The organism is Photobacterium sp. NCIMB 13483 (assembly GCF_003025475.1).
Classification (GTDB): domain Bacteria; phylum Pseudomonadota; class Gammaproteobacteria; order Enterobacterales; family Vibrionaceae; genus Photobacterium; species Photobacterium piscicola.
Window position 1 is genome coordinate 43,027 of sequence record NZ_PYLV01000016.1, and the last position, 23,444, is coordinate 66,470.

A 23,444-nucleotide genomic window follows, 5' to 3' on the forward strand; every position below is an offset into this window, starting at 1 on the left:
ATTTCCTCTAACTAGGCGGCCAAATTAACTACGCCACTTCAGCTATCGTTTACCTAAATTACAAATAAAGCAAGACGTTATAATCTGCCCTGCTTTTCTGTTATAAACCTAAAGTATATACTTTGGGTTTATTCTTGAATACAAAGAGTTGGTTCTGGATTAGTTAATGAGGTTGAAACAACAACTTTTCCTTTATGTGATTGATTGGAGTACATATAGGTTCCGTCAACTAGAGCCCCCATAAATGATGTATTTTTTCCCATTTCAGCCATAGCCATACCGAAACTTTGGTCAAAGTTTTTCATTGCACCATCAACTTCTGCTGTTGTTGGACTTCTCCATTTACTATTAGATAAACGATTTTTTGCGCATATATCTTTAGCTTCTTGCGCTGTTTTTGAATATTCAGATGTAATTAATTGCCAAATACCATCAGTATTTTCGATTGGTGCATCTGGTGATATTTTAAAATAGTATTCTGTTCCTTTTGGTGTTGAGTGGCGTTCAATAACATATTTATTATTAGTGTGATTTGAATCGTTCGATTTTTCAAATAAAAAAGATGAACCTTGAGTACTTACAGTTAGATCATAAGTATTTGTTTCAGCCATCGTTGATGTTGAGATTCCACATAGAGCAATAGCTATCACTATTTTTTTCATGATAATAAATTCCTTATTATATTAGATTCATAAAGTTTGATATTTAGCTAAATATCTAGGCTAAAATAGCTTTTGATGACTGAAATGTAGACAGGACCAGCTTGAATGTGCGTCCCTCGTTCAATAATTGCTTTTATAGTTCATCTATAAGCCGCAGATCTTTTTATTTCGCTAGCTCGTGGGGATTGTGATACCACTAAGAATTAGAGCTAGAAAGTTTGAACAGGAAATAAATAATTCTAAGTTAAAAAAATACTTAAAAGATCAGCATGTTCATGGTTAGGAATTTCAATTTCTAACCATTCTGAAAATAGTATTTAGAAATTAATTATTAATCTCTTACTTATGATTTTTATTATTAAAACAGGCTTCTTTTGATGGTTTTCTATATTGTTTTAGGGGGCAGATTTTATTGTATTTTCGCCGACTTCAGCTCGAATAAATCTTTGAGCTGTGACAGTTTCTTTGAGTTGTTGATAACACTAAATATTATCAATCAGGCATAAAAAAGACCGTTTCAGCGGCCTCTAATTAAGTTTTAAAACTTTATTTACCTGTCGATAATTCAATATTGATACTCATCTTATCGCCCATAGCCTCAATATAACGCTTAATCGTTGATAGCTTTACATCATACCACACTGCTCTATTGCAACAACAGACGGCTGACTCATCCCCATATTTCTAGCCAATTTAGCTCTAGTTCTTCACTAATAGCTTGGAACTTAATTTCTAGTAACATTTCGTTCGTCATTTCTCCAATTCTTCAAGATATTTAGTTAACTCAAAATTAGCAATAGGGATCATTTGTTTGTAAAAACGTTTTTTATTTCCACCTTTGTTACCGGCACAAAGTACAATTGCTTGACGTAAAGGGTCGAATCCCATTGAGTCTGTATGTGGTGGACCTAAATTTGCTCCATGTAATTCAAGTAACTTAATTATACGAGCCTGAATTTTAGGTGGCATTGCTAATATTTCATCTTCGACAGCAGCCAGAAGCAATAATCTTAGTAAAAGAAGTTGTTGCTCGTCTACATGAAATTAAAATTGATTTAGAGACTGAAAACACAAAACAAAAAGAAATTGTTTAGCTGGTTAAAAAAGGTCACTACATACTGAGTGACCTTTGTTGTAAGGCTTTACTGCCAATCCATTGTTAATTCTTTATTCTTTGATGCACAATCTTTTAGGTAAAGATTAATTAAGTTTTGATATGGGATACCATTCTTTTCAGATAAATCTTTAAAGTAAGTCACCACATCATCATCGAGTCGAATAGTGATCTGTTTCTTTACTTTTTTCGCGTATGGATTAACCATTGAGTTTGAAAAATCATATTGATCACGCATAACGAAATTCCTCATATTGTTTACGTTCTCGTTTTTCTACTTTCCGAGCTGAAATAATTCGAATTCTTTCGTCATCACCTCGATAGTAATGACATACAACGAGAGTGTTATGTTTCTCACTCAATCCCATAATGATAAAGCGCTCTTCACCATATGAGCTGTCAGGGCCAGGTATCACATGAGAACATTTATCACTAAAAACTGATTCAGGCTCTATAAAAGTAATGCCATGCTTTCGAATATTACTTTCCGCTTTATTCGGATCCCATTCAAATTGTAGATAATTAACAATTACATCGTAACTACATTGTAGTTACGATGTAACAAATCACAAACTAACCTACAAATATCAAAAAACCGCCTCGATGGGCGGTCATTTAACATCAAATCTATTAATACGATCCGGTTCGTTGAAATATTCAGATATAAGTAATGGCCTATATTCCTTATCTAAATTCTCTCTCATTATTACCATATATAATCTATTGTTTGTGGTTTTTATGTCATTGCATGGGTTTAACTGCATTCATCATATATTTATTAAGATAATAAAGATCGTTACCAAAAATAAATGCCGAGGTGCTGAATTAGCGTCAAAAGAATTGAAAAAAGCACTTATCGTTACTGATGGTGTGTTAGTTGAAGTGGGTCTGGTTAGTAAGCTAACAGATGAGCTTACAGCACATAACCTTGATTACGTTATCTATGATGGTGTGCAACCTAATCCAACTGAGAAAAACATCGAAGATGGTCTAGCTCTTCTTGCTGAAAGCAAAGCAGACTTCGTGATTTCATTCGGTGGTGGTTCTTCTCACGATACAGCTAAAGGTATCGCATTGGTTGCAGCTAACGGTGGTCATATCCGTGACTACTCAAAAGGTGTACACCTTTCTAAGAAACCACAACTTCCATTGGTAACAGTGAACACGACTGCAGGCACAGCATCAGAAATGACTGTATTTGCTATCATTACTAACCAAGAAGATGAAACTAAATACCCAGTTGTTGATAAGCACTTCACCCCTATCATAGCAGTTAACGATTCCGAGCTAATGGTAGCAATGCCTAAGTTCCTAACTGCAACGACAGGTATGGACGCATTAACTCACGCAGTTGAAGCGTATGTTTCAACAGCAGCGACGCCAATCACTGATGCATCAGCAATCAAAGCGATTGAGTTAATTGTTAACAACTTAGAAGCAGTAGTGAATAACGGTCAAAACCGTGAAGCACGTGATGCAATGCAGTACGGTGAGTACTTAGCTGGTATGGCATTCTCGAATGCTTCTTTAGGTTACGTTCACTCAATGGCACACCAATTAGGTGGTGTTTACAACTTATCTCATGGTTTATGTAACGCAATCCTATTGGCTGAAGTTTCACGCTTCAATGCTAAGCAAGTACCAGAGCGTTTTGTTGATATTGCAAAAGCAATGGGTGTTGATGTATCAGGTATGACTCAAGAGCAAGCAGTTAACGCAGCCCTTGAAGCTATTGATGCACTATCTGAGAAGGTAGGGACTAAGCAACGTCTAGCTGACCTGGGTGTTACTGAAGATAAACTCGCATTCATGGCACAAAATGCCCTAAATGATGCGTGTTCTTTAACGAATCCTCGTCAAGCAAACCTTGCTGAGATTGTTAATATCTTTAAAGCTCGTATGTAATTACCCTGACTATCGGTAATTAATCTGTCGAAAGGCCGCTGATAAATCAGCGGCTTTTTTTTGACTAAATTTTAAAACAACGATTAAAAATACCGCCTCAATAAGAGGTCATTTAACATCAAACTTATTTATGCGAACCAATATATAGTAATAGCTAGATACAAAAAGGGAGACCTAAGCACCCCATACTTTATAGATAACTAATTATAGTTTGATGAATTTTAAAAATATAATCACATGCACTTTTTTTATCAATAAACTTATTGAGTAATAACGTATCATTACTATCAACTACTTCAAATGAATAATAAGGATAGCTTAAATCATAATCACATCGAGAATTATTCCAAATTGAAATAACTTCAACCTCAGAAAGCATAGCGCTAGATGCTAATAATGTTTTTCTTCCATTATCTATCATATAAATATTTATTTTCGCTTTCTTCCTTGGCATGTGGTTTTTTCCAAAATATTTTCACAATAAAAATTACTTAATAAGATTATTTTCTCTTACTGATAAGAAGATAAAGAGGAACAACAACAACGATATAAATTAATATTAAATTAAATATATGAATAATATCCATTCATCCCTCCCCATACAATGCAACAACAAGCATATCAGATTAACTTTAACTTTAAATAATTTAAAAACCACAAAGACCCATTACTCGACACCGGTCATACCTTTTCTCTAAAAACAACCCTATTTAACAGTATCCATCTAATACGAACCAAAAAATGATAATGAACGATCATTCATTATTACATACCAATACCCGGTAACGTCCAGATACAAAAAAACCGTCAAAAGACGGTCGATACTACTAATAATTTGAAATAGCTTTCCACTTCCATGTAAATCCTTTTGGTTGTAAAAACACCAAGCCACATTAAAATAAAGCAATTAAAAACAGACCATTGGACATTTATTAATAAATGTTTACATATATATGTTAGGTGTAAGTTTGAAACTTATCTATACATGTAGCCAACATATCAATAATAAGGATTATTAATAATGTTTAAAATTGGCTCAATAGTTCGTCTAAAAAGTAATAGCCCTCTTATGACCATCAATAATATTGATGGCGATAACTGTGAATGCGTGTGGTATTGCGAAGAAAATAAACAATTCCAATCAGAAAGTTTAAAATCCTCCATTCTTCAGTTACAACATGAAACCAATCAAGATGATGAATTATATACTCTTATCTCAGCGTTTATGACGTCATATCATGGCGTCTTTGAACTTGATTGGGAGTATACAGAAATGTGCATCAAAGACAGTCAGCACTTAATTGATCCATTAGGAACTTTTATTAATCCGAATGTTCCTGATGAAGGAAATAATTGGGGTAGTCGAGAGCCTTTATTATCAGATTACAGAAAATTAGTAGATTACATCGAAACACATAACATCAAGATTCAACTAACTCACTCTTAGTTAAATCAGGCCCACTCTATTGTGGGCTCATTTTCATGATGTCATTAAACCATCGTTTTTTGAGCCGGTACTTTTACCAGAAAAGTTATGATCGAATATAACCTTTAGGCTAATTCGAGCACAACTGTCTGAGTACAATATTGCTTAGCGAGACTTTTCGTTCCATTAGGCTTCACACCCTGAAGCTTAGATTTAAAAGAAATCTGACTATTTTTATCAATTCATCTTCCCATAAATCACTTATCAATATGATGTAACCCAAATACCCGTCAAATCACCCCTAGAAACAATTTTAAGACCATAAGTACCCATCACTCGATACCTAGTGTGACTTTTCGCTAAAAACGGCTGTATTTAACAGTATGTATCTTGCAACCCGATACGCGGTAACGTCCAGATACGACAAAGGCCGCTAGTTGGCAGCCTTTGAGAGATCTGTTTACGAAAGTAGTGTTAATAAATCGTCATAGTAAATAAAGAGCTTCTATGTTTCCTCGGCCAACTAAAGCTAGTGTTTCTCCATTTTTAGTTACTCTAATCATTCGACCATTGTCGATAATATCTTTAATTAATTTGTTCTTACATCTTTTTGCTTGAGTTCTTGTATAAGATAAATCTATATCATCATGAGAAATAAAAGAATTCAAACCATCCTTAGAGCATAAATCAGAAAATTGATTTATTGATTTTGTTTTCTTTAAATATTCCACTCGTTCTTTGCTCATCCATTCAATGAACGTTAACATTTCATTATGAACTCTACTCAAAATAGACAAAGAAGCATTAACCCCATAAACTGGGTCTGAATAATCCAATTTACCATCATTCCAATTATAAAACTTCCAAATAGGTTCATGGTGGAACATCCTATTTCTTAAATCCCTAAAGGAATTGACTTTATCTTCTATTATTTTTAACTGCTCATCATTCTGAAGATCAGTTATTTCCTTAGGCAAATTGGGAAATACTGTTGAAATTAAATTTGGCCATAACAACTCTTCACTAATATCGAAATATTGCTCTGATAATAAATTCGTCCAAAACCCAAAAGCTAACCCTGATATAATGTCACTATGGCTTGCATCAATATCTTTTAATTTTTTTATTTTTCTCTTAATATTTAATATTTCACGCTCTTCCCATGACTTATTTTTTTCTTTTATTTTATTAACGTCATGATCATATTTATCCTGTGTTATAGTTCCTTTATTAAGCTTTTTTTTAACTATCTTAATTTTAGGATGCTGCATTTTCCGAGTCTTATATTCAGCAAGATCTTCAAACCACAAGTCATTAACAACAAACTTTCCAGCTCTCGGTGGGTTCGAAACAACTGAATGATTAATTGCATTCCGAAGAGTAACCTCTAAGCATTGCATTGTAGGCAAAAGAGAAGACACTACAGATTTTGACCACTGATATGCAAGAATTTGTTTTTCAGTCTCCGATATTTTCAATATTTTTTCGTAGCTCTTCAGCCTCTCGGCTGAGATATAGTCAACTATAGATGTCATAACAACCCTGTTAATAGTTATTTTTATTTATTTAATTATCACATCTATGCATATAGATTTGAAACAAATCAAAAAACATTGACGTTTTTAATTAAGTATATATAATTAAAAACGAATAAGACATGATGCTACGGCACTTATGTAATTGATTTAAAAGGAAAAGCCACCTCTTGAGGTGGCTTTTCTCGTTTTTATCTCATCTATAATCAAATTCAGTAGTATCGTCCAGTATAACAAGGCCACAATAAGCGACCTTATGCCTTAGATTTATTTTAAATCTGATTATTTTTAGCAATCCATCTTGCCATAAATCACTTATCAGTCTGACATGACTCAAATACCCATCAAATCGCCCCTAAAAACGATTCTAAGACCAAAAATACCGATCACTCGACACCTAGTATGACTTTTCTCTAAAAACGGCTGTATTTAACAGTATCCATCTAACCCGCACTACGTGATCACTGTTCATCCCGAACGGATAGAATAGCCGGTATTTTTATAGTTTTTGTTCGATTAAATCAGTAAAAAAGTGACGTTGTTATTTTGTTATCAGTGTTACGTGATTCAGAAATAACTATTTCGTCTAGAATGTGGCACAAACCTCTCCCTGGTAATTTTCTTGCTTTGCAGTATGTTAATTCTGTTAACTACAAAATCGAATGCTACGTATATTTCAAATATGTAAACTGCATTTTTAAACCTACTCCTCATTTTTTAGCTCTTATACCCCGCAATTTTTTGCTCATGCGAGAGCATCGTTCTTTCGCTTAGACTCATTCTCTCAACTCTCACATTTCTCAAAAAAAACGGGCTGCGCCCTAGCTATGTTAATTTTTTATTAACATAGCTAGGGCTTGTAAGTCACTAATCTATAAGTTTTTTATATACTTTCACGCCCAAAATTGACGCCCATTGCATTTTTTGTTAAAAAGAACTATTATTTAATTTCTTAAAGACGGTTGAACAGTAAAAGCCGCACGCGAAAGCGCTGTAATCTACTCAGCTATTAACTAGCTAACTAAATATCAAATTATCGAAAAATCTAATAGATCAAACTCGATCTAATCTCGTGCTCTACTCAGCTATTCAAAATAACTTATTTAATGATGCTCTTTCTTACGTGTATATCTATATATCACGAGCATTCACTTCAGCACATTAATAAAGTTTTTATGATAAGTTTTTTTAGATCATGTACTTACTATTTAAAATATTACATTCAACAATCAAACACACTGACATATTCAGCTTTGCTGTCTACAACAGTTATTTCGTCATATTTATAATTTATAACGAAATAAATATCATCAATGTTTAAAAAAAAGGAATAAAAAAGAACTATTAAAAATATAGTTGAGCGAACTTAAAACGCTACGTGTGAACAGTCCAACGTTAAATGGGGCGAACAGGCGAACGCCGCTGAATTATTAATTTATTAATGATCAGTTAGATCTAACTAACGAGACAATAAAAATGATAAAAAATTTCAACGCAGCTTTAATTGCTAAATCGCTAAAAGAAGAAACAAAAGAAAATCGACGTCGGCCTTACAGCAAACGTAAATCAAAATTAGATCATTTGTCAGTTGAAATAATAGAACTGAAAAAAGAAAACGTTAAAAACTCAGAAATACAGCATTGGTTAAGTACACAAAAAATTAAAGTTGATCATCGCACAATCGGCAGATGGCTTGAGAAAAATTATCGTGACTAAATTTGGAAGTAAGAAAGATTCAAAAGCTATTGCTGATACACAAGCAAAAAATATAATGAAACAAATAAGCGAAAAACGCTTAGGCACAGACAGAAATGATTATCAGTCATTAAAAACAATTGCTGAATATGCAAATGAATATTTGAATTGCGGACTCAAAGAAATAACGCAAGAACAAGCGATACAATACTTATCAGATAGAAGTGAAACACATTCACAAAGCTCATTAAACAGAGACAGACTTGCACTGCAAAAAATGTTTCATTCTGCGAAAGTAAAAGACCCACTTGCTAAAGATAAAAAACTACAGATCGTTAAATCTGACAAAAATAAAAACAATCAATCAAGAAACTACACAGAAAGACAGATCGAAAAAATCTGTGATCATCAGAGTGAAAAATATGCTTTTTCAACTCAACTTGCGGCCGCGGCTGGCTTACGAGCTCATGAACTATTAACAATACATAGACTTGATGAATGTCCGGCAATGTTCAGAGCTAAAAGTCTGGAAGCTAAGGCGCTGAAATTTAAAGGAATGGACGGAATAAAATATACTGTGATTGGAAAAGGAGGATTAATTAGAGAAATAAATATACCAAAAGATCTTGCTGGTAAATTAGAAGAAAGAAGACTTGAAAATCCAAAAATCATTTCAGATAGAACAATCAACTACGTAACAAAATATGATTTAGCAGGCGGAAATAGGTGGTCATCATCATTCACTCAAGCATCAAATAGAGCTATGGGCTGGTCAAATGGTGGGCATGGACTCAGACACACATATGCTCAAAATAGAATGAAAGAGCTACAACAAACTGAAAAATACGCTATGGCTTTAGCTATTGTTAGTCAAGAAATCGGACATTTTAGATCTGAAGTGACTCTTGTTTATTTGCGTTGAGTTATCAGTTATCGCAAATATGGAAAACTTAGCACAACAAGTTGTACTCAAGTTTACACACAGTTGCTTGTAACGACGAAGTCGTTTTAAGTTTTCGCTCCGCGATAAACAAAGGTTATTTTTTTATGTTTAGAGACTAAAAGCGTAGGAGAATGATTCGGGAGGTGAGAGGGAGATTAGGAATCCCAAACAGCAGCAAGCTACCCTTAAAGTCTCTAAGAGTTGCCGCTGTTTCGAGTACATCTGATTCGGTATGGAGCCGAGTCTAGATCTTTGCACCCCTGAAGCCTACATACCATGTATCTTCAGTAACCAGAACACCCCTATGGTTCGGAGTCAATCACTCGTCTGGTTCGTCACATTGTCGTCTACAACTGAGATAACATTCTAGTGTCAGTGCTCTATAAGTTGCTCGCTTTGTGACAGCGTTGCTTGAGTTTGGTGTATTGATTGAGATCCCTTATCCCCAGTTACGGATAGATTCAGGGGCTTCCCTCCTTCTCACCTGTCATTAATTTGCCGAAACATTACCTACAACCTTAACAGGGTCGCTCACTTCATCGAGTGGCTGTAAAGCTGACTCTCAGTGCTGGCACGAATGATTCACGCTGTAGTGGGTATAAACAAATTAAAGAGATGTTAAGGGAATACTTGAAGAACTAACTCGATATGGCTATCATAGTAGGACTTAACGAGGTCTCAAATTCGTTTTAAGTATCCCGAAAAAACCTAGCCTGCAAGCTAGGTTTTTTCACATCTGGCGTCAGGTTACGGCGAATTTGTCGTGATCGCAATATGAAATTTCTTTTATTTGAGATGTATAGTTATTTTTGTGATTCATGACAATTTTTGTGATTTAGTTCTAACTATTTGCACCAATTAGATGACTTGGACTTGATTTTTTCAGAAAACACAGATTATCGACACAATATCTTCCCCTTGTTAATCTAATATAAATCAAACTTATTTATTAGCACTGACACGTTGTAACGTCCAGATACAACAAAAGCCGTCTAAGCGACTTTTCTAGGAACTGTTTATTCTTGTATTTTAAGTATGCCGATAATTATAGCCTTCTTGCTCCAGGTCTATAACCGTCTCAGCAAAATAAATTGGAAATAAAAACAACTAAACCATTAATACTTCAGAGATTATTCAATCTTTGCTACCTTCGCTATCGTCGCCCGACTACACCCTAACTTAGCTTGTATCTGCGAATAACTACGCCCTAACGTCAGTTGATCTAGAATATCGTGATGTAACGCTACATTCGGTTGGCGACCTCGATACTTCCCCTCTGCTTTTGCTTTCGCAATTCCCTGTGCTTGGCGCTTATGACGCGTTTCATAATCATCACGCGCCATAGCGGCCCCCAAATCCAACATGAATTCGGTTAAAGCTAAGGTAATGCTATTTTGTTCGCCTGAACTAAACACTGTATGCGTCATCGGTTGATCAACAACAACGATCACTAACCCTTTAGCCATGATGCGTGCTTTTAGTGTTTTCCATTCCCCCCAGGGCAAACGAGTAAGACGGTCCATCTTTTCAATCAGTAATACATCGCCAGCTTCACTATCTTCAATCAACTTATTGAGTTCTGGGCGTTCGAGTTTAGTACCTGATTGGTTTTCGATGTAGTAACCGGCAATACGATGATCGAATTTCATTCCAAAAGCTTTGAGTTCTTCTTTTGCCCGTTGGGCATCTTGCTCGGTGGTTGACGCACGAAGGTAAACACGGATCAGCATTATCATCACCTACTGGTTCAATTTAAGTTGGTTTCTTTAATCGGTTTATTATAGGTGGTTTCTTAAATACTGCAATGCGGGTTGAGGGGTAATGTAAACTGGTTTCGCTGGGGTATAGCTCAACTCAATATGAATATCGTGAAGCTGCAATGAGCCTTGTTTTATTAGAGTTAAAGGCAATAAAGGCCATATTATGCTTAGGTTTTGCGGGTATATTCTTTATTAATTATCAATCAAAAAAATAATTAGTTAACCGTAGATTTACTATAACACCCGTTATGCGCACTGGTGTGCGGCTAAAATTTATTGATATTACTGGCTAAGGAATAGCTCGTTATCCGTAGGGTTTAATTTTAATAGTATGTGATTATAAAACTGGTTAAGCATAAAAAAGAAAAAACTGAGCCCGAAAAAAACGTATTCGATGAATGATCTTTTCCTTTCGAATTTTAATATAAATAGCCACGTTATCATTGCGTGGCTATTTAAAATTTTGGGTTGCTACGGGCATTTAGCAGTCCATCGATTTGCATTACCTAAGCCTAACTTGCAAAGTTCACCGGCGAGTGCTGCAGAGGGTGCTATAGCACAAAGTCGTTCGTATTTACTAACAGAATCTGAGTGATAAAATATTCTGCAAGACATTGCCTCTGAGGTCTTTTGTATTGCATTTGAACCAATACACTTACTATCGCTGTCACAGCGAGCTTTACACGCGCCATCTAAAATAACAGCGTTTTTAGACATTATTATATCGGCAGCTATGTAAGCACCTTCAAGTTCATAGTATGCATGTTTTTCATCATTGCCTTCTGAATTAACTACATCTCTAATATTAATGGTAAGTAAACCATCACCTGGAGTAGCTGTACAGCTGGTGTAGCCCCCCGTCCCCGTCCCATCGTCAAATAATTGTGCTCGAAATATTTGAGTAATCATACCTGTTGGAAGCGAATGACTTGCAGACGGGCAACTTTCGGGATATTGGCCTAAGTTAGCAAATGCTTCGCACATGTGCTGATGATTAAATACTACTTCAGGACTTTGGGTGTCGGTAATGGTAGTTCTACAGTCCAACGTACTAAATACGCCATCGCCATTAATATCTTCACTTGTATCATTAATATGATTCATATTCGAATCCCAACAGTTGATCCCTGCTTCACCTGTCTCTCCTACTGCACCTGTCTCTCCTACTGCACCTGCTAAACCATCATCTGGATCACATGCAGTTAAAAACAGTGCAGTAATAGCTATAATAAAAAATTTCATTTTCATTTTGTAACCCTTTGGTAATTATGCTAAAAATATCACATTAGCATAAAAGTTAAATACTCCATCTGTTAGACAAGCCCAGTCTACTTACTTCTCTAACTTTTATATCCACTCTGTGATGAAGATCTATTTTTCATAATGAGTCACCGTTTTGTAGTTTTCAACACAAGATCTCACGATTACTTAGTCAATATAGTGTACTGCTCGACAACTTGCTCTCACGAACCGTTATTACATACTCATTTTAATTTTCATTCACGCCTCGTCGGAGGGCGCGTGAACGCAAAATAAACTGAGCATTATTTTTGGGTAGGTTGGCGACTGCGTGATTGATGATGTGGCGGAACTATGCGACAGGTTGTGGCGTTTATCATTTGAAACGCTGGCAGCTACGTGCCTGGAATTATTGTTTGCAGGAGCTAGTTCGCTAGATTTCACGTAGCGAACCACTTATTGGCGCTAATCTTACATAAGATGCGTTACATGTACCAAATTTGAAAGGTCGCTTAGGCGGCCTTTGTTAATCGTGAAATTATTGGTCTAAGACCAATAATCGCGTCAAATTTGATCTTGGATTTAGAGGATAGGATTATCTAATAAAATACTAATTTTTAGGAGTGAGAAGTGAATATAACAATGCCTATGTTTGAAAAAGGACGAAGTTTTGTTGCAGCAGCTGGATTACTAAAAGCTTATGATGGGCATAAGTTAGTATCTGCTCATTTATTATGTCAAGGATTTGAATGTATTGGTAAATATCTTCTTTTGAAGAAAGACTATGAACAATATAATGACAAATTACGCAAAGAATTTGGACATGATCTTATAAAACTATTAAAGGAAATTAATGAACTGTACGGAAGTGAACTTTTTAACTCTGAATCAAAAAATGAAGTGGATTTATTAAATGACTATTACATAAAACATGACTTACGTTATGGCTCGCCTATCGACTTTAAAAGTGTTGATACTTCTATTTCTTTTCATAATATTCATAGTGATCTGATTTCCATCCTTAATAATAGTAATGAACTAGTTGAAAAGAATTTAAAGCATAATAAAGTAGGTTCATAACTACTTAGATTGAACATTACACCAGTTATCTGAATTTCTGAAATTCGCTTAGGCGACCTTTGTTGTATCTAGCTGTATTAAAGTAATGAGGTTTTTATGGAAGAGTTTGATTTTTCAGTTTTTGATGATGAAATTACTAATGCTATAAAATCGATGAAATTAACATTTTCTTTTCATGAATTAATTCTTGAAATTGCAAAAAATAATCAATCTCAATATATCAAAGCATTATTTGCATACGAGAAAACAGAGCGACCATTTATGTATGTTCATCAGCAATTATCATTTTTAATGAAAAAACATGAAGGGAATGTGATAAAAAACATTGGAAAAAAACCAAGTAAAGATATCTTTGGCAAATCTAATACATGTGTTTATTGGGAAAGGATCATTTAAGAATATCGTTTTATCTCAGTGCGTATAAATAGCTTTGATGTTAAATACCGTCCATCGTGACGGTATTTTTGTATGCGGTGAATGTTTACAATAAAGCTGTAATATATGGGTTCGTATAAATAGATTAACGATTAAACACCTGTAGTGGCACATTAAATTTGGCCACTTCTTCAGAGGTGATATCATCATCTCATAACATGGATAGGTGAAAAAGAATACGTCCTAATTTTATACCCTAATTTCGATTAGAATCCGCGTAACTCGTTTTAAACCAAGACGACTTAGTAAAAGAAGCTGCTGAAGTAATGAATTTCGGTAAATCAACAATGGATAAGTGGGTTCGACAGCTTAAAGATGAGCGTGGTGGAATTGTACCGAAAGCAACACAAACCTCACCAATATACCCGTATTTGTCTACATATTTAACATTACATCAAAAAAACACCATTAGCGTCTTTACTTGTCCTCTTGTTTGTCTCGTATATACAATTAAGCTTTTATTAAAGCTTAGTAATTAAAGAAGGTTACATATTTTTAACGTTGAGTAATTGCGCAAAAATCAACTTTGAGTGGTACATTTAAGTCAGTCGGTATTATATTATTAGAGGTAAAAATGAGTAATTACTTAGATCACGAAATAGAATCTAGACTTATAGCTATTTTTAAAGATCAGATGTTATATCTCAAATGGTTGTCACTCCCTTTGAAAGCTTTAAATGGGTTAAGTCCATTGCAAATTCTAGAATCTGAAAATAAAGATAAACTAATTGAAATAATAACGAAAATAGAGCACGGTGATTTCTCTTGATTACTATGTCATCATCACGAACACACAAATTAGCCGGCAATATAATAACTAACTGTTTTTGTTGTAAAATTTTTATTTTTTAACTCTTTGATATCTTTATTTAACATAATAAAGAGCTTTCACAATCGTGATATTTAGATCATGAAACAAAATAACCAATTGTTTATTAAAGAAAAATAAAAATATTAGCTTATAATAATGATGATTAAGAATGGACAAAATGGTGACATTTAGCTCCATGTCACCATGACGAAACCTAATGGTGACATTTAAACTAATAACTCATTGTTTTAATTTGTTTTTATATATTAAAATTTAATTATATTGCTTGTATGTCACCATTATAATTTTCCATGATGACATTTAAAAATGAACGAAAGGTACTACTTAGTTAATGAGGGTTTTATATTGAAACGTCAATTTGTTAGTTTTGAACAGTTTAAAAAAAAAGCATTGCAAGACCCCGAAATTAAAAAAATTTATGACGATCTAGCTGAAGAATTTAAATTGATTAGTGATAAAATAGCATTACAAAAACAAAGCCATAACAACACAGCAAAGCAATAGTTGAAGTCGTGATTTGTGAATTATTTACAGGGTCGTAACTATACCTGCAATACTTCTAGCCTCAGAAGAACCCTTGCTAGCTGCATGTACCTCTTTGATTAAACATCGAAGCTTAATCAATTCAATAGAAATAGATTTTGCAGCACTTCTTTGTGTCTCTCTAATCAAGCACCAATGATTTTTCTATAACGTACTAAGCGCTCTCTATCGGCTTTGATTAATTTTCTTTTTACCGTTTTCAGCTCTTTCTCATAGGCTTCTAAAATCGCAATACACTTTCTTGCCCATGCGCCTTCAGCATCGGAACCCACTAATACCCTTGGTCGTGGTGGTAAGCGTTTTCGGGTAATTTTCTTAAGCCCTTTCTGCTCTAAATCACCGGCAGATTTTTTTGAAAACGCGATGTTTAGTTGCACGTATTTTTTCTTCACTTTAGAGGCTTCATCTTTAAAGTGAATCACATCGTATTCTGTTTTCTTGGTTAGCTCAGTCGCCAGTTTAAAATTATTCGCGAACTGGGTAATCGTTTTATATTTGGTTGCCGACAATTTATTACACTGTTCTAAATCTAACGAAATCATCCAGCCACCTTCTAGGCTAACAGGCTTAGATGATGCCGTCATTTGCAGTAAGGTATATAACTTACTGGCAGGTTTAGTTAGTTTTTCAGTTACCGCACTGTCTAAACGGGTGAAATAACGCTGTAAAAACAGCATTTCCATTGCCAAGCGTTCATGCAAAATAAAACTCACACTTGCCGCACTCCAGTGCTTACTTTCGTCTCCACTTGCCGCTTTTTTCTGTGTCCAACCTTTCGGTTTGATCATTTGGTGAGTGACTGTTTTTATCTGTGTCATTTCACTTTGGTTAAGCTGAACATGGAACGTAATATCACTAATAGGGCGAGACAGGCCAACATCAATCACCGAATTTCGGGTATCTGAAAACGAAATATTAGTCAGCATCTCATCAAACAAGCTCAATGCATTTAACGTAAATTCGCGGTATCCCGTACTGGCAGCCAGTTGATAATCTTTTATGTAATCTTTCGCACGCAACGTTACCGTGCGGTACTTAGCAGGGATCACTGCTGTTCCTTCTGAAAGATCATTAAGAAACTGCTCAGAGTTAAGCAATTTCAGTGGATAAATATCAATTTTCTTCGCTATTTGCTCAAAGATACGCCAACTATCAGGTTCCATCTGTAACAGACCAGTGATCACATCATTCGATAGTCGGTATAACTTACCTTTTTGATCTAAGTCATTATTATACTTAAATTTCAATAGATTAGTATGTAATCCCTTATCAGGTAACGTTACCACATTTTGATTATTTACATTAACGTCCATTTCAAAATATACATCAAATAGCTGAAGGTGTTCGTAATATACATCAAATCACTTAATTTATCTAAATTCGATGTCAAAAAAATGGAGATACATATAATTACTTAAAATAAGCTCTCAAAAGATACATAAAATTACTTAAAGTTACTTATCATTTCTTTCAAAACATACATAAAATAACTTCGTATTATACATATAATAACTTCGTATTATACATATAATAACTTTAACATTAAGTTATTATATGAATTAAAAACAATAACTTAACTTAAAAAAGTACCCCCCTAAAGTAAAGTAAAGATCCTTACTATAAGTAATATAAGTAATAAAAGATCGGAAGATAGAAGCAACTAAGATCAACATCTTCGATGTATTTTATCTTTAGAAAGCACTTAAAAAAAACAAGTTATTGATTTTAATGAAATAATTTACTTTTATTAACAGTGACAGCAAAAGCCTTAACCATTTTTCAAAACATCATTGCAATTTTTCTTATCACGTATGGTGCAATGAAATTAATTTTATTCACGTGTCTTAGCTGATACTCAAGACGTCAATAACCAGAAACATGGCATTTTAGAGCGCTCAAACAGCACAGGACGGACGAACTTAGTTTTAAAGAGGATTGCATATCTAGTACTAAGAAATGGCGTCATAGGCGTTTAGGAAGCTTATTGGAGGGTTTATTAGCAGGTGATACGATCATCTTTGCTAAAATCACCCGTATGGCACGTTCCACCTTACAAGTATTAGGTCTATGCATGGAGAAACAAGTCAGTGTGCATATTGCTAAACAGAACATGTTGCTCGATAGTTCAATGCAAGCCAAGATCATGGTCACTATCTTAGAGTTAGCGGGTGAAATAGAACGTGAGTTTATTCGGATGCGTACCAAAGAAGCGTTAGCAGCACGTAAAATGGAAGGGTAAATATTAAGATGTCCGAAAGGGTCAGCAAAGCGCTTAAAACTCGATGATAAGGCGAACAAATAGAAAAATATCGTACTATGAGACTTGATATTAGAGCAACGGCTAAGCTGATTGATATTGCGTTGAATACTCTTGGTTATTACTTAAGTTTTTGATTTTTATTTATATATTTACTTTTTATTCTACTTATTTATTAATGTCCACTCTTCGATACTGCACTATTATTCCTCCTGTTCTTTACGCACTAATGAATATAATATTATCTTATTATGATAATATTATATTTGATTTTGAATTAAATATAATTGATAAACCTATTGTTTTTTACTGATAGCTTGCGGTATTAATGAGCTACATTGTTAATAATATTGTCTTATTATCTTATTATCTTATTATCAGGTAGAGCTAAATGGGAAAGGTGATCCTTTTAGGCCATCAGAAAGGTGGCGTAGGAAAAAGTAACACAGCAGTGAATCTGGCTGTTGCTATCTCAAAAGAAAAATACCAGGGCGAAACAGATCGTATTTTACTGATTGATGCCGATCCTCAAGCTACCTTGTATCGTTGGGCGCAACGTCGAGAAGAAAATGAAACCAGTAATGCGTTTCCGTGTATTCGTCTAGATGGCAATGTCACCAAGCAGATCAAACGTGAAGCGGATAAATATGATTATGTTATTGTTGATGCTGCAGGCCGTGATAGTCGTGAAATGCGCTCAGCAATGTTAGCGGTTGATTTAATGTTAATGCCAACTAAAGCCAGTTTGTCTGATCTTGAGTTGTTAGAGCACATGGCTGAAACCGTCGAAACTGCGCGAGATTACAATCCCGAGCTTAATGTCGCGGTATTTATCAATATGGCTCCAACTAACAGCCAGTCAGAAAAAACTATCGCCAAGCAGTTATTAAAAGAGTTCCCCGAGTTTATCTTACTCAACACGGTGATTTCCGAGCGTAAAGCGCACCGTGATGCATTTTCAGAAGCGCTGGGTATTCATGAATGGAAAGACACCAAAGCTAAAGCTGAAATGAGTTGCTTGCTCAAGGAAATTGAAAATGAAATTTAGCCGTCAGTCATTAAAATATAGCCAAGAAAAGTTAAAAAGTGCAGAAGCATTTGTGGATGCGGCCGAGCCGAAAAAGATCCCATCAGAAACAGAACGTAGAGGTCGGGGTAAGCCTCGCAAATCAGAAGAACTAACCAAGCCTGTATCTGTTTCTTTAACCAAAACAGATCTAAAGACTCTCGATGATCAGTTCAAACGTTACAATATGTTAGCGTATAAGCAGCAACTTGAAGACGATAAGCCATTAAATAGAAGTGATATTGTTCGGCTTATGGCCAATAAACTATCGGTAATGAGTGATGATGAGTTCATGGCGTTTATTACTGATTAATATTTTAATATCATATTATCTTAATAACTTATTAAGATAATATGATATTTACTGTGGCATCCAATTCCTTGTAAAACGATTATCCTGTGCCGCTATTTCCTGCTTTATTTCACACCTTTCCTCTGCGGTCGTACTGCCCTTGTATCAAGGGTTCAACTATCACTCACCAAGCTCCACTAAGTGTAGTGGTTTGCCATTACTGTACGTTTAGGGATCGTGGGTGCTGGCGCTTCATAATTACGGCTGCTTGTTCCTCGTCCATCGGTAACAACTCAGTCTTAACATCAAATCTATTTATACGATCCGATTCGTTGCAATACTAAGATACAAGTGATGACCTAAATTCTTTCCAATTATTACCATATATAATCCATTACTTGTATTTTTATCTTATTACATGCTTTTAACTGAATTTGTCATACATTTATCAATGAAATAGAGACAGTTACCAACAATAAATGAAAAAACAACGTTTCCCCCCACTTTTAAATACTATTTACATAGTGCTACCGTTCTCTAAAAGTAGTCTGCTTTGTTGTGTTTTTTTTGTAATTAATTGATATTTATATTCTTTAATTAATTTCAAGTAATATATCTATAAACTTTAAATCAAAATAATCACTTCCAGATAATCCTTCTTTCCTTATTTTTCATTAAAGAGAACGCTAGCTAGTATCAACAAGCAAAGCAATCATTCAATACCTTTATTGTTACATATAGGTAATAGTGTTTTAGTTTGATAGTTATTGTTAACTCTGTGGTAATTGTTAATATAGCTCCATCGAAACAGACAGCAACACTAAAATCGGTAAGGATATACATCACTCCTACAGTATATCCCTCAACGTAAACTCGAATTCAGACTTATGGATATCGCAATAAGTCACTATAAATTAATAATAAATTATCGGAGCTTTACTATGAGCAATGTATTTTACATGCCACCTGTAACCTTAATGGGTCCTAACGCTATTCAATCTCTAGGCGCTGAACTAGCATCAAAAGAATTGAAAAAAGCACTTATCGTGACTGATAGTGTATTGGTTGAAGTAGGTCTTGTTAGTAAGTTAACAGATGAGCTAAAAACACATAACTTAGATTTCGTTGTGTTTGATGGTGTTCAACCAAACCCAACTGAGAAAAACATCGAAGATGGTTTAGCTCTTCTTGCTGAAAGCAAAGCAGACTTCGTGATTTCATTCGGTGGTGGTTCTTCTCACGATACAGCGAAAGGTATCGCATTGGTTGCAGCTAACGGTGGTCATATCCGTGATTACTCAAAAGGTGTACACCTTTCTAAGAAACCACAACTTCCATTGGTAACAGTGAACACGACTGCGGGTACAGCATCAGAAATGACTGTATTTGCTATCATTACTAACCAAGAAGATGAAACTAAATACCCAGTTGTTGATAAGCACTTCACCCCTATCATCGCAGTTAACGATTCAGAGCTAATGGTAGCAATGCCTAAGTTCCTAACTGCAACGACAGGTATGGACGCATTAACTCACGCAGTTGAAGCGTATGTTTCAACAGCAGCGACGCCAATCACTGATGCATCAGCAATCAAAGCGATTGAGTTAATTGTTAACAACTTAGAAGCAGTAGTGAATAACGGTCAAGACCGTGAAGCACGTGATGCAATGCAGTACGGTGAGTACTTAGCTGGTATGGCATTCTCGAATGCTTCTTTAGGTTACGTTCACTCCATGGCACACCAATTAGGTGGTGTTTACAACCTATCTCATGGTTTATGTAACGCAATCCTATTGGCTGAAGTTTCACGCTTCAATGCTAAGCAAGTACCAGAGCGTTTTGTTGATATTGCAAAAGCAATGGGTGTTGATGTATCAGGTATGACTCAAGAGCAAGCAGTTAACGCAGCACTTGAAGCTATTGATGCACTATCTGAGAAGGTAGGTACTAAGCAACGTCTAGCTGACCTGGGTGTTACTGAAGATAAACTCGCATTCATGGCACAAAATGCCCTAAATGATGCGTGTTCTTTAACGAATCCTCGTCAAGCAAACCTTGCTGAGATTGTTAATATCTTTAAATCTCGTATGTAATTACCCTGACTATCGGTAATTAATCTGTCGAAAAGGTCGCTGATAAATCAGCGGCTTTTTTTTGACTAAATTTTAAAACAACGATTAAAAATGCCGCCTCAGTGGGCGGCATTTTTACACAAAATTTATTACAATTCTTGAACGCTATAACTTAATGTTGTTCCATGGACACGAAGTGCTTGTGTCATGTTATTTGGTTTATATGTAAATGTTTCTTTATATTTAATAGTTTTTCCTAGAACAGCATGAACAACTACAAAAACTTTCATTCCAGACTCTAAACCATCAACAGTAGAAAGATCAATTGTACGTTCTTGTCCTACAGGGTAATTACCTGTAGAACCTAATGATATATCTTGATCAAATAGATGTGTTTTAACATCAAAATGCATTACAAATGCAGCTGAATTTACGCATGAGATTTTCTGAATTTCCTTACTCATAACTACATCCTCAGTTAGGCGATATGCCTAAAACAATAATAGAGCATGGATGCAAATAATATGCGACATGTGTCATACATTGTTTAGATGAAAATATAATATTAAATATCTATTATTGCTTATATTTAATATATGAGAACCAATATTAATCAAATAGTTTATTGAACCGATTTTAAATCTATAAACACTCATCACCCGACGCACAGTATGTGCTTTTTCTCTAAAACGGCTGTATTTAACAGTATCTATCACGCACTTTGTGAGCACGGTATAAATAAAAATAGGGATTAACGGCCTGTTTTAATATCATTTTGGCGATAACCATGATTAAAATACAACATTAAATATTTGTTAAGGTTGCAACAATTCACGCTAAAAACAACTACCATTTAAGATCCCCACCAACACTAACTATCTTTAACTACTCTCGCTATCGTCGCTCTACTACAACCCAATTTTTCTTGAATCTGCGAATAACTACGTCCTAACGTGAGTTGATCTAAAATATCGTAATGTAAGACTAAATTAGGTTGGCGACCTCGATACTTCCCTTCTACTTTTGCCTTAGCAATCCCTTGAGCTTGACGCTTATGACGAGTTTCATAATCATCACGGGCCATCGCTGCGCCCAAATCCAACATAAACTCGGTTAAGGCCAAGGTAATACTGTTTTGCTCGCCAGAAGTGAACACGGCATGAGTCATGGACTGATCTGCTACCACAATAATTACCCCTTTTTCCATAATACGAGCTTTTAAAGTTTTCCATTCTCCCCAGGGCAAGCGAGTTAAACGGTCCATCTTTTCAATCAACAACACATCACCGTCTTCGCTATCTTCAATTAGCTTATTAAGCTCGGGACGTTCTAACTTAGTTCCAGATTGGTTTTCAATGTAGTAGCCAGCAATACGATGATCAAACTTCGCCCCAAAGGCTTTAAGTTCTTCTTTTGCCCGTTGAGCATCTTGTTCTGTGGTTGACGCACGAAGGTAGGCCCGAATCAGCATTATCATCACCTATTGGTTTAATTTAAGTTGGTTTCTTTAATCGGTTTATTATAGGTGGTTTCTTAAATACAATAATGCGGGTTAAAGAGTAATGTGGGCTGGTTTCGTTGGGGTATACCTAAAATAATAGATCAAAGTCCTGTAACTGATTTTTGCCACTTTATGCGTTAAATGGAATATGATCGACGAAATATGTGAATGTGTTTTTGCGTGAAAGTAAGAATGCTTATTAATATTCTGTTAAACGAAGGAAACCTGTATGTTGAAAGGTAAGGCTCTGAGCCTAGAGTATTTGGGAAACCGATTACCAGCGTGGGTCAAAATCGGTGTTAACAAAGTAATCAAAATTGGCGATCATACGTATGTAGAGTGCTCAAATAGTGGAAAGGCATGGGGCTGTTATGGTCGAAACTCAGGAGGTCGTGAGCTAGTTTCTGGCAATGGCTCGCATGTGGAAGCTGATTGTGTTTATGGTAATGACAAGGCTGGTATTCGCTATCTAATGACAGGGGTCTGCCATCAGACTGCCAATAGAACATTGAGCTCAACGGACAAAACAGTATTTGGCGCTCGTGGCTATCTAGCAACCGTAGCAACTTATGGTGAATATGGTTTGTATCAGGCTGAATGGCTTGCTAGACAAAAATTATGTTCAGTATCAGGGGCTTATACGATGGAACATCGTTATATGTATAGAGCTCTAATTGCAAAGCGTATAGCTCTGAAAAAGTCACAGATCTCAGACAGTGAATTAAACACTATTTTCCCGAATGTTGATCAAGGTTTTAGCTCTAAATTAAAAAAACTAACAACAGATTGGAAACTCAAGTTTCTAGAGCATGCAATTTCGCAGTACAAGTATCAGAACTATCATCAGTTTTACAACCATGTCCATATAGGGTTAAACAAATACTTGCAAGACTGTGCAGGTGTCATTGGCTATGATGACATGGCTGAACGTCTCGGTTTTGAAGGTTTTGATGAAAATACAATGGTCTTAATGGCAGCTCCAGAACCTCAAGTCGACATCGAAGAACAAAGCTAACAATTTAAGAGTGATTCCCAATGCTTGACATTTTCAGTTCAAGGTTGGGTTTCGTGTTTACGGCACAATGAT

General features: G+C 35.2%; 21 protein-coding genes and 3 pseudogenes. 13 read left to right on the forward strand and 11 right to left on the reverse strand.

The features are described from left to right. Positions 1-128: 128 nt before the first annotated feature. From C9I86_RS13135 to C9I86_RS13155, 4 genes and pseudogenes are all read right to left on the reverse strand, one after another. Positions 129-662 carry a hypothetical protein gene (locus C9I86_RS13135; protein WP_107276597.1) on the reverse strand — a complete coding sequence of 178 codons (534 nt, stop codon included), beginning with the start codon at positions 660-662 and terminating at the stop codon, positions 129-131. A gap of 882 nt (positions 663-1,544) precedes the next feature. Beyond that, positions 1,545-1,631: pseudogene (locus C9I86_RS20390) on the reverse strand (type II toxin-antitoxin system RelE/ParE family toxin); the annotation flags it as partial. A 173-nt stretch (positions 1,632-1,804) separates the two neighbouring features. After that, positions 1,805-2,014, reverse strand: coding sequence for a BrnA antitoxin family protein (locus C9I86_RS13150; RefSeq protein WP_107229483.1), 210 nt, complete (start codon positions 2,012-2,014; stop codon positions 1,805-1,807). After that, the gene (locus tag C9I86_RS13155; RefSeq protein WP_107276599.1) at positions 2,007-2,306 is read right to left on the reverse strand and encodes a BrnT family toxin; all 300 of its coding nucleotides are present in this window, start codon (positions 2,304-2,306) and stop codon (positions 2,007-2,009) included. The genes C9I86_RS13150 and C9I86_RS13155 overlap by 8 nt, the downstream gene beginning before the upstream one ends. Positions 2,307-2,514: 208 nt before the next feature. Between C9I86_RS13155 and C9I86_RS13160 the strand changes: the two genes are divergently transcribed. Further along, entirely contained in the window at positions 2,515-3,681 is a 1,167-nt protein-coding gene (locus C9I86_RS13160) for an iron-containing alcohol dehydrogenase (protein WP_107276600.1), read from the forward strand. A gap of 190 nt (positions 3,682-3,871) precedes the next feature. Here C9I86_RS13160 and C9I86_RS13165 read toward each other — a convergent pair whose 3' ends face one another. Then, entirely contained in the window at positions 3,872-4,135 is a 264-nt protein-coding gene (locus C9I86_RS13165; RefSeq protein WP_146142634.1) for a hypothetical protein, read from the reverse strand. A gap of 567 nt (positions 4,136-4,702) precedes the next feature. Between C9I86_RS13165 and C9I86_RS13170 the strand changes: the two genes are divergently transcribed. Beyond that, positions 4,703-5,128, forward strand: a complete 426-nt coding sequence (locus tag C9I86_RS13170; RefSeq protein WP_107276602.1) for a hypothetical protein — start codon at positions 4,703-4,705, stop codon at positions 5,126-5,128. Positions 5,129-5,592: 464 nt separating this feature from the next. On the opposite strand, the gene C9I86_RS13175 is transcribed toward C9I86_RS13170, so the two are convergent. Continuing rightward, positions 5,593-6,642 (reverse strand): Abi family protein, encoded by a 1,050-nt coding sequence (locus C9I86_RS13175; protein WP_107276603.1) that lies wholly within the window; start codon positions 6,640-6,642, stop codon positions 5,593-5,595. 1,476 nt (positions 6,643-8,118) lie between these two features. On the opposite strand from C9I86_RS13175, the gene C9I86_RS13180 reads away from it, so the two are divergent. Together C9I86_RS13180 and C9I86_RS13185 are read left to right on the forward strand one after the other, a co-directional pair. Then, positions 8,119-8,358, forward strand: coding sequence for a hypothetical protein (locus tag C9I86_RS13180; protein WP_107276604.1), 240 nt, complete (start codon positions 8,119-8,121; stop codon positions 8,356-8,358). After that, complete coding sequence (locus C9I86_RS13185) at positions 8,336-9,259, forward strand: integrase domain-containing protein (RefSeq protein ID WP_146142635.1); 924 nt, start codon at positions 8,336-8,338, stop codon at positions 9,257-9,259. The genes C9I86_RS13180 and C9I86_RS13185 overlap by 23 nt, the downstream gene beginning before the upstream one ends. 1,151 nt (positions 9,260-10,410) lie before the next feature. Here the strand turns inward: C9I86_RS13185 and C9I86_RS13190 are convergent. Both C9I86_RS13190 and C9I86_RS13195 read right to left on the reverse strand, forming a co-directional pair. Next, positions 10,411-11,010, reverse strand: coding sequence for a recombinase family protein (locus tag C9I86_RS13190; protein WP_107276606.1), 600 nt, complete (start codon positions 11,008-11,010; stop codon positions 10,411-10,413). A 501-nt stretch (positions 11,011-11,511) separates the two neighbouring features. Further along, on the reverse strand, positions 11,512-12,288 hold the full coding sequence (locus tag C9I86_RS13195) for a hypothetical protein (RefSeq protein WP_107276607.1): 777 nt from the start codon (positions 12,286-12,288) through the stop codon (positions 11,512-11,514). Positions 12,289-12,909: 621 nt separating this feature from the next. Between C9I86_RS13195 and C9I86_RS13200 the strand changes: the two genes are divergently transcribed. The 4 genes and pseudogenes from C9I86_RS13200 (at position 12,910) to C9I86_RS20075 (ending at position 15,130) form a co-directional block, all read left to right on the forward strand. Next, positions 12,910-13,359, forward strand: a complete 450-nt coding sequence (locus tag C9I86_RS13200) for a hypothetical protein (protein WP_146142636.1) — start codon at positions 12,910-12,912, stop codon at positions 13,357-13,359. A 96-nt stretch (positions 13,360-13,455) separates the two neighbouring features. Then, positions 13,456-13,755, forward strand: coding sequence for a hypothetical protein (locus C9I86_RS13205; protein ID WP_107276609.1), 300 nt, complete (start codon positions 13,456-13,458; stop codon positions 13,753-13,755). A gap of 260 nt (positions 13,756-14,015) precedes the next feature. Beyond that, positions 14,016-14,153: pseudogene (locus C9I86_RS20290) on the forward strand (IS3 family transposase); the annotation flags it as partial. Positions 14,154-14,971: 818 nt separating this feature from the next. Then, the gene (locus C9I86_RS20075; RefSeq protein ID WP_158258946.1) at positions 14,972-15,130 is read left to right on the forward strand and encodes a hypothetical protein; all 159 of its coding nucleotides are present in this window, start codon (positions 14,972-14,974) and stop codon (positions 15,128-15,130) included. 164 nt (positions 15,131-15,294) lie between these two features. On the opposite strand, the gene C9I86_RS13215 is transcribed toward C9I86_RS20075, so the two are convergent. Continuing rightward, on the reverse strand, positions 15,295-16,482 hold the full coding sequence (locus C9I86_RS13215; RefSeq protein WP_107238155.1) for a hypothetical protein: 1,188 nt from the start codon (positions 16,480-16,482) through the stop codon (positions 15,295-15,297). Positions 16,483-17,001: 519 nt separating this feature from the next. Between C9I86_RS13215 and C9I86_RS13220 the strand changes: the two are divergent. From C9I86_RS13220 to C9I86_RS13235, 4 genes and pseudogenes are all read left to right on the forward strand, one after another. Next, positions 17,002-17,563: pseudogene (locus tag C9I86_RS13220) on the forward strand (recombinase family protein); the annotation flags it as partial. Between the two features lie 254 nt (positions 17,564-17,817). Continuing rightward, on the forward strand, positions 17,818-18,474 hold the full coding sequence (locus C9I86_RS13225; RefSeq protein ID WP_107238156.1) for an AAA family ATPase: 657 nt from the start codon (positions 17,818-17,820) through the stop codon (positions 18,472-18,474). Continuing rightward, positions 18,464-18,805 (forward strand): hypothetical protein, encoded by a 342-nt coding sequence (locus C9I86_RS13230; RefSeq protein WP_107238157.1) that lies wholly within the window; start codon positions 18,464-18,466, stop codon positions 18,803-18,805. Before C9I86_RS13225 ends, C9I86_RS13230 begins: the two co-directional genes overlap by 11 nt. A gap of 920 nt (positions 18,806-19,725) precedes the next feature. Continuing rightward, positions 19,726-20,877 (forward strand): iron-containing alcohol dehydrogenase, encoded by a 1,152-nt coding sequence (locus tag C9I86_RS13235; protein ID WP_107276610.1) that lies wholly within the window; start codon positions 19,726-19,728, stop codon positions 20,875-20,877. A 128-nt stretch (positions 20,878-21,005) separates the two neighbouring features. Here the strand turns inward: C9I86_RS13235 and C9I86_RS13240 are convergent, their stop codons facing one another. Together C9I86_RS13240 and C9I86_RS13245 are read right to left on the reverse strand one after the other, a co-directional pair. Beyond that, positions 21,006-21,320, reverse strand: coding sequence for a hypothetical protein (locus C9I86_RS13240; protein WP_107276611.1), 315 nt, complete (start codon positions 21,318-21,320; stop codon positions 21,006-21,008). Between the two features lie 407 nt (positions 21,321-21,727). Further along, positions 21,728-22,327 carry a recombinase family protein gene (locus C9I86_RS13245; RefSeq protein ID WP_107276612.1) on the reverse strand — a complete coding sequence of 200 codons (600 nt, stop codon included), beginning with the start codon at positions 22,325-22,327 and terminating at the stop codon, positions 21,728-21,730. A 259-nt stretch (positions 22,328-22,586) separates the two neighbouring features. On the opposite strand from C9I86_RS13245, the gene C9I86_RS13250 reads away from it, so the two are divergent. Next, a complete protein-coding gene (locus C9I86_RS13250; protein WP_107276613.1) occupies positions 22,587-23,372 on the forward strand; it encodes a hypothetical protein in 786 nt (261 codons plus the stop codon). The last annotated feature ends 72 nt before the right edge of the window (positions 23,373-23,444 follow it).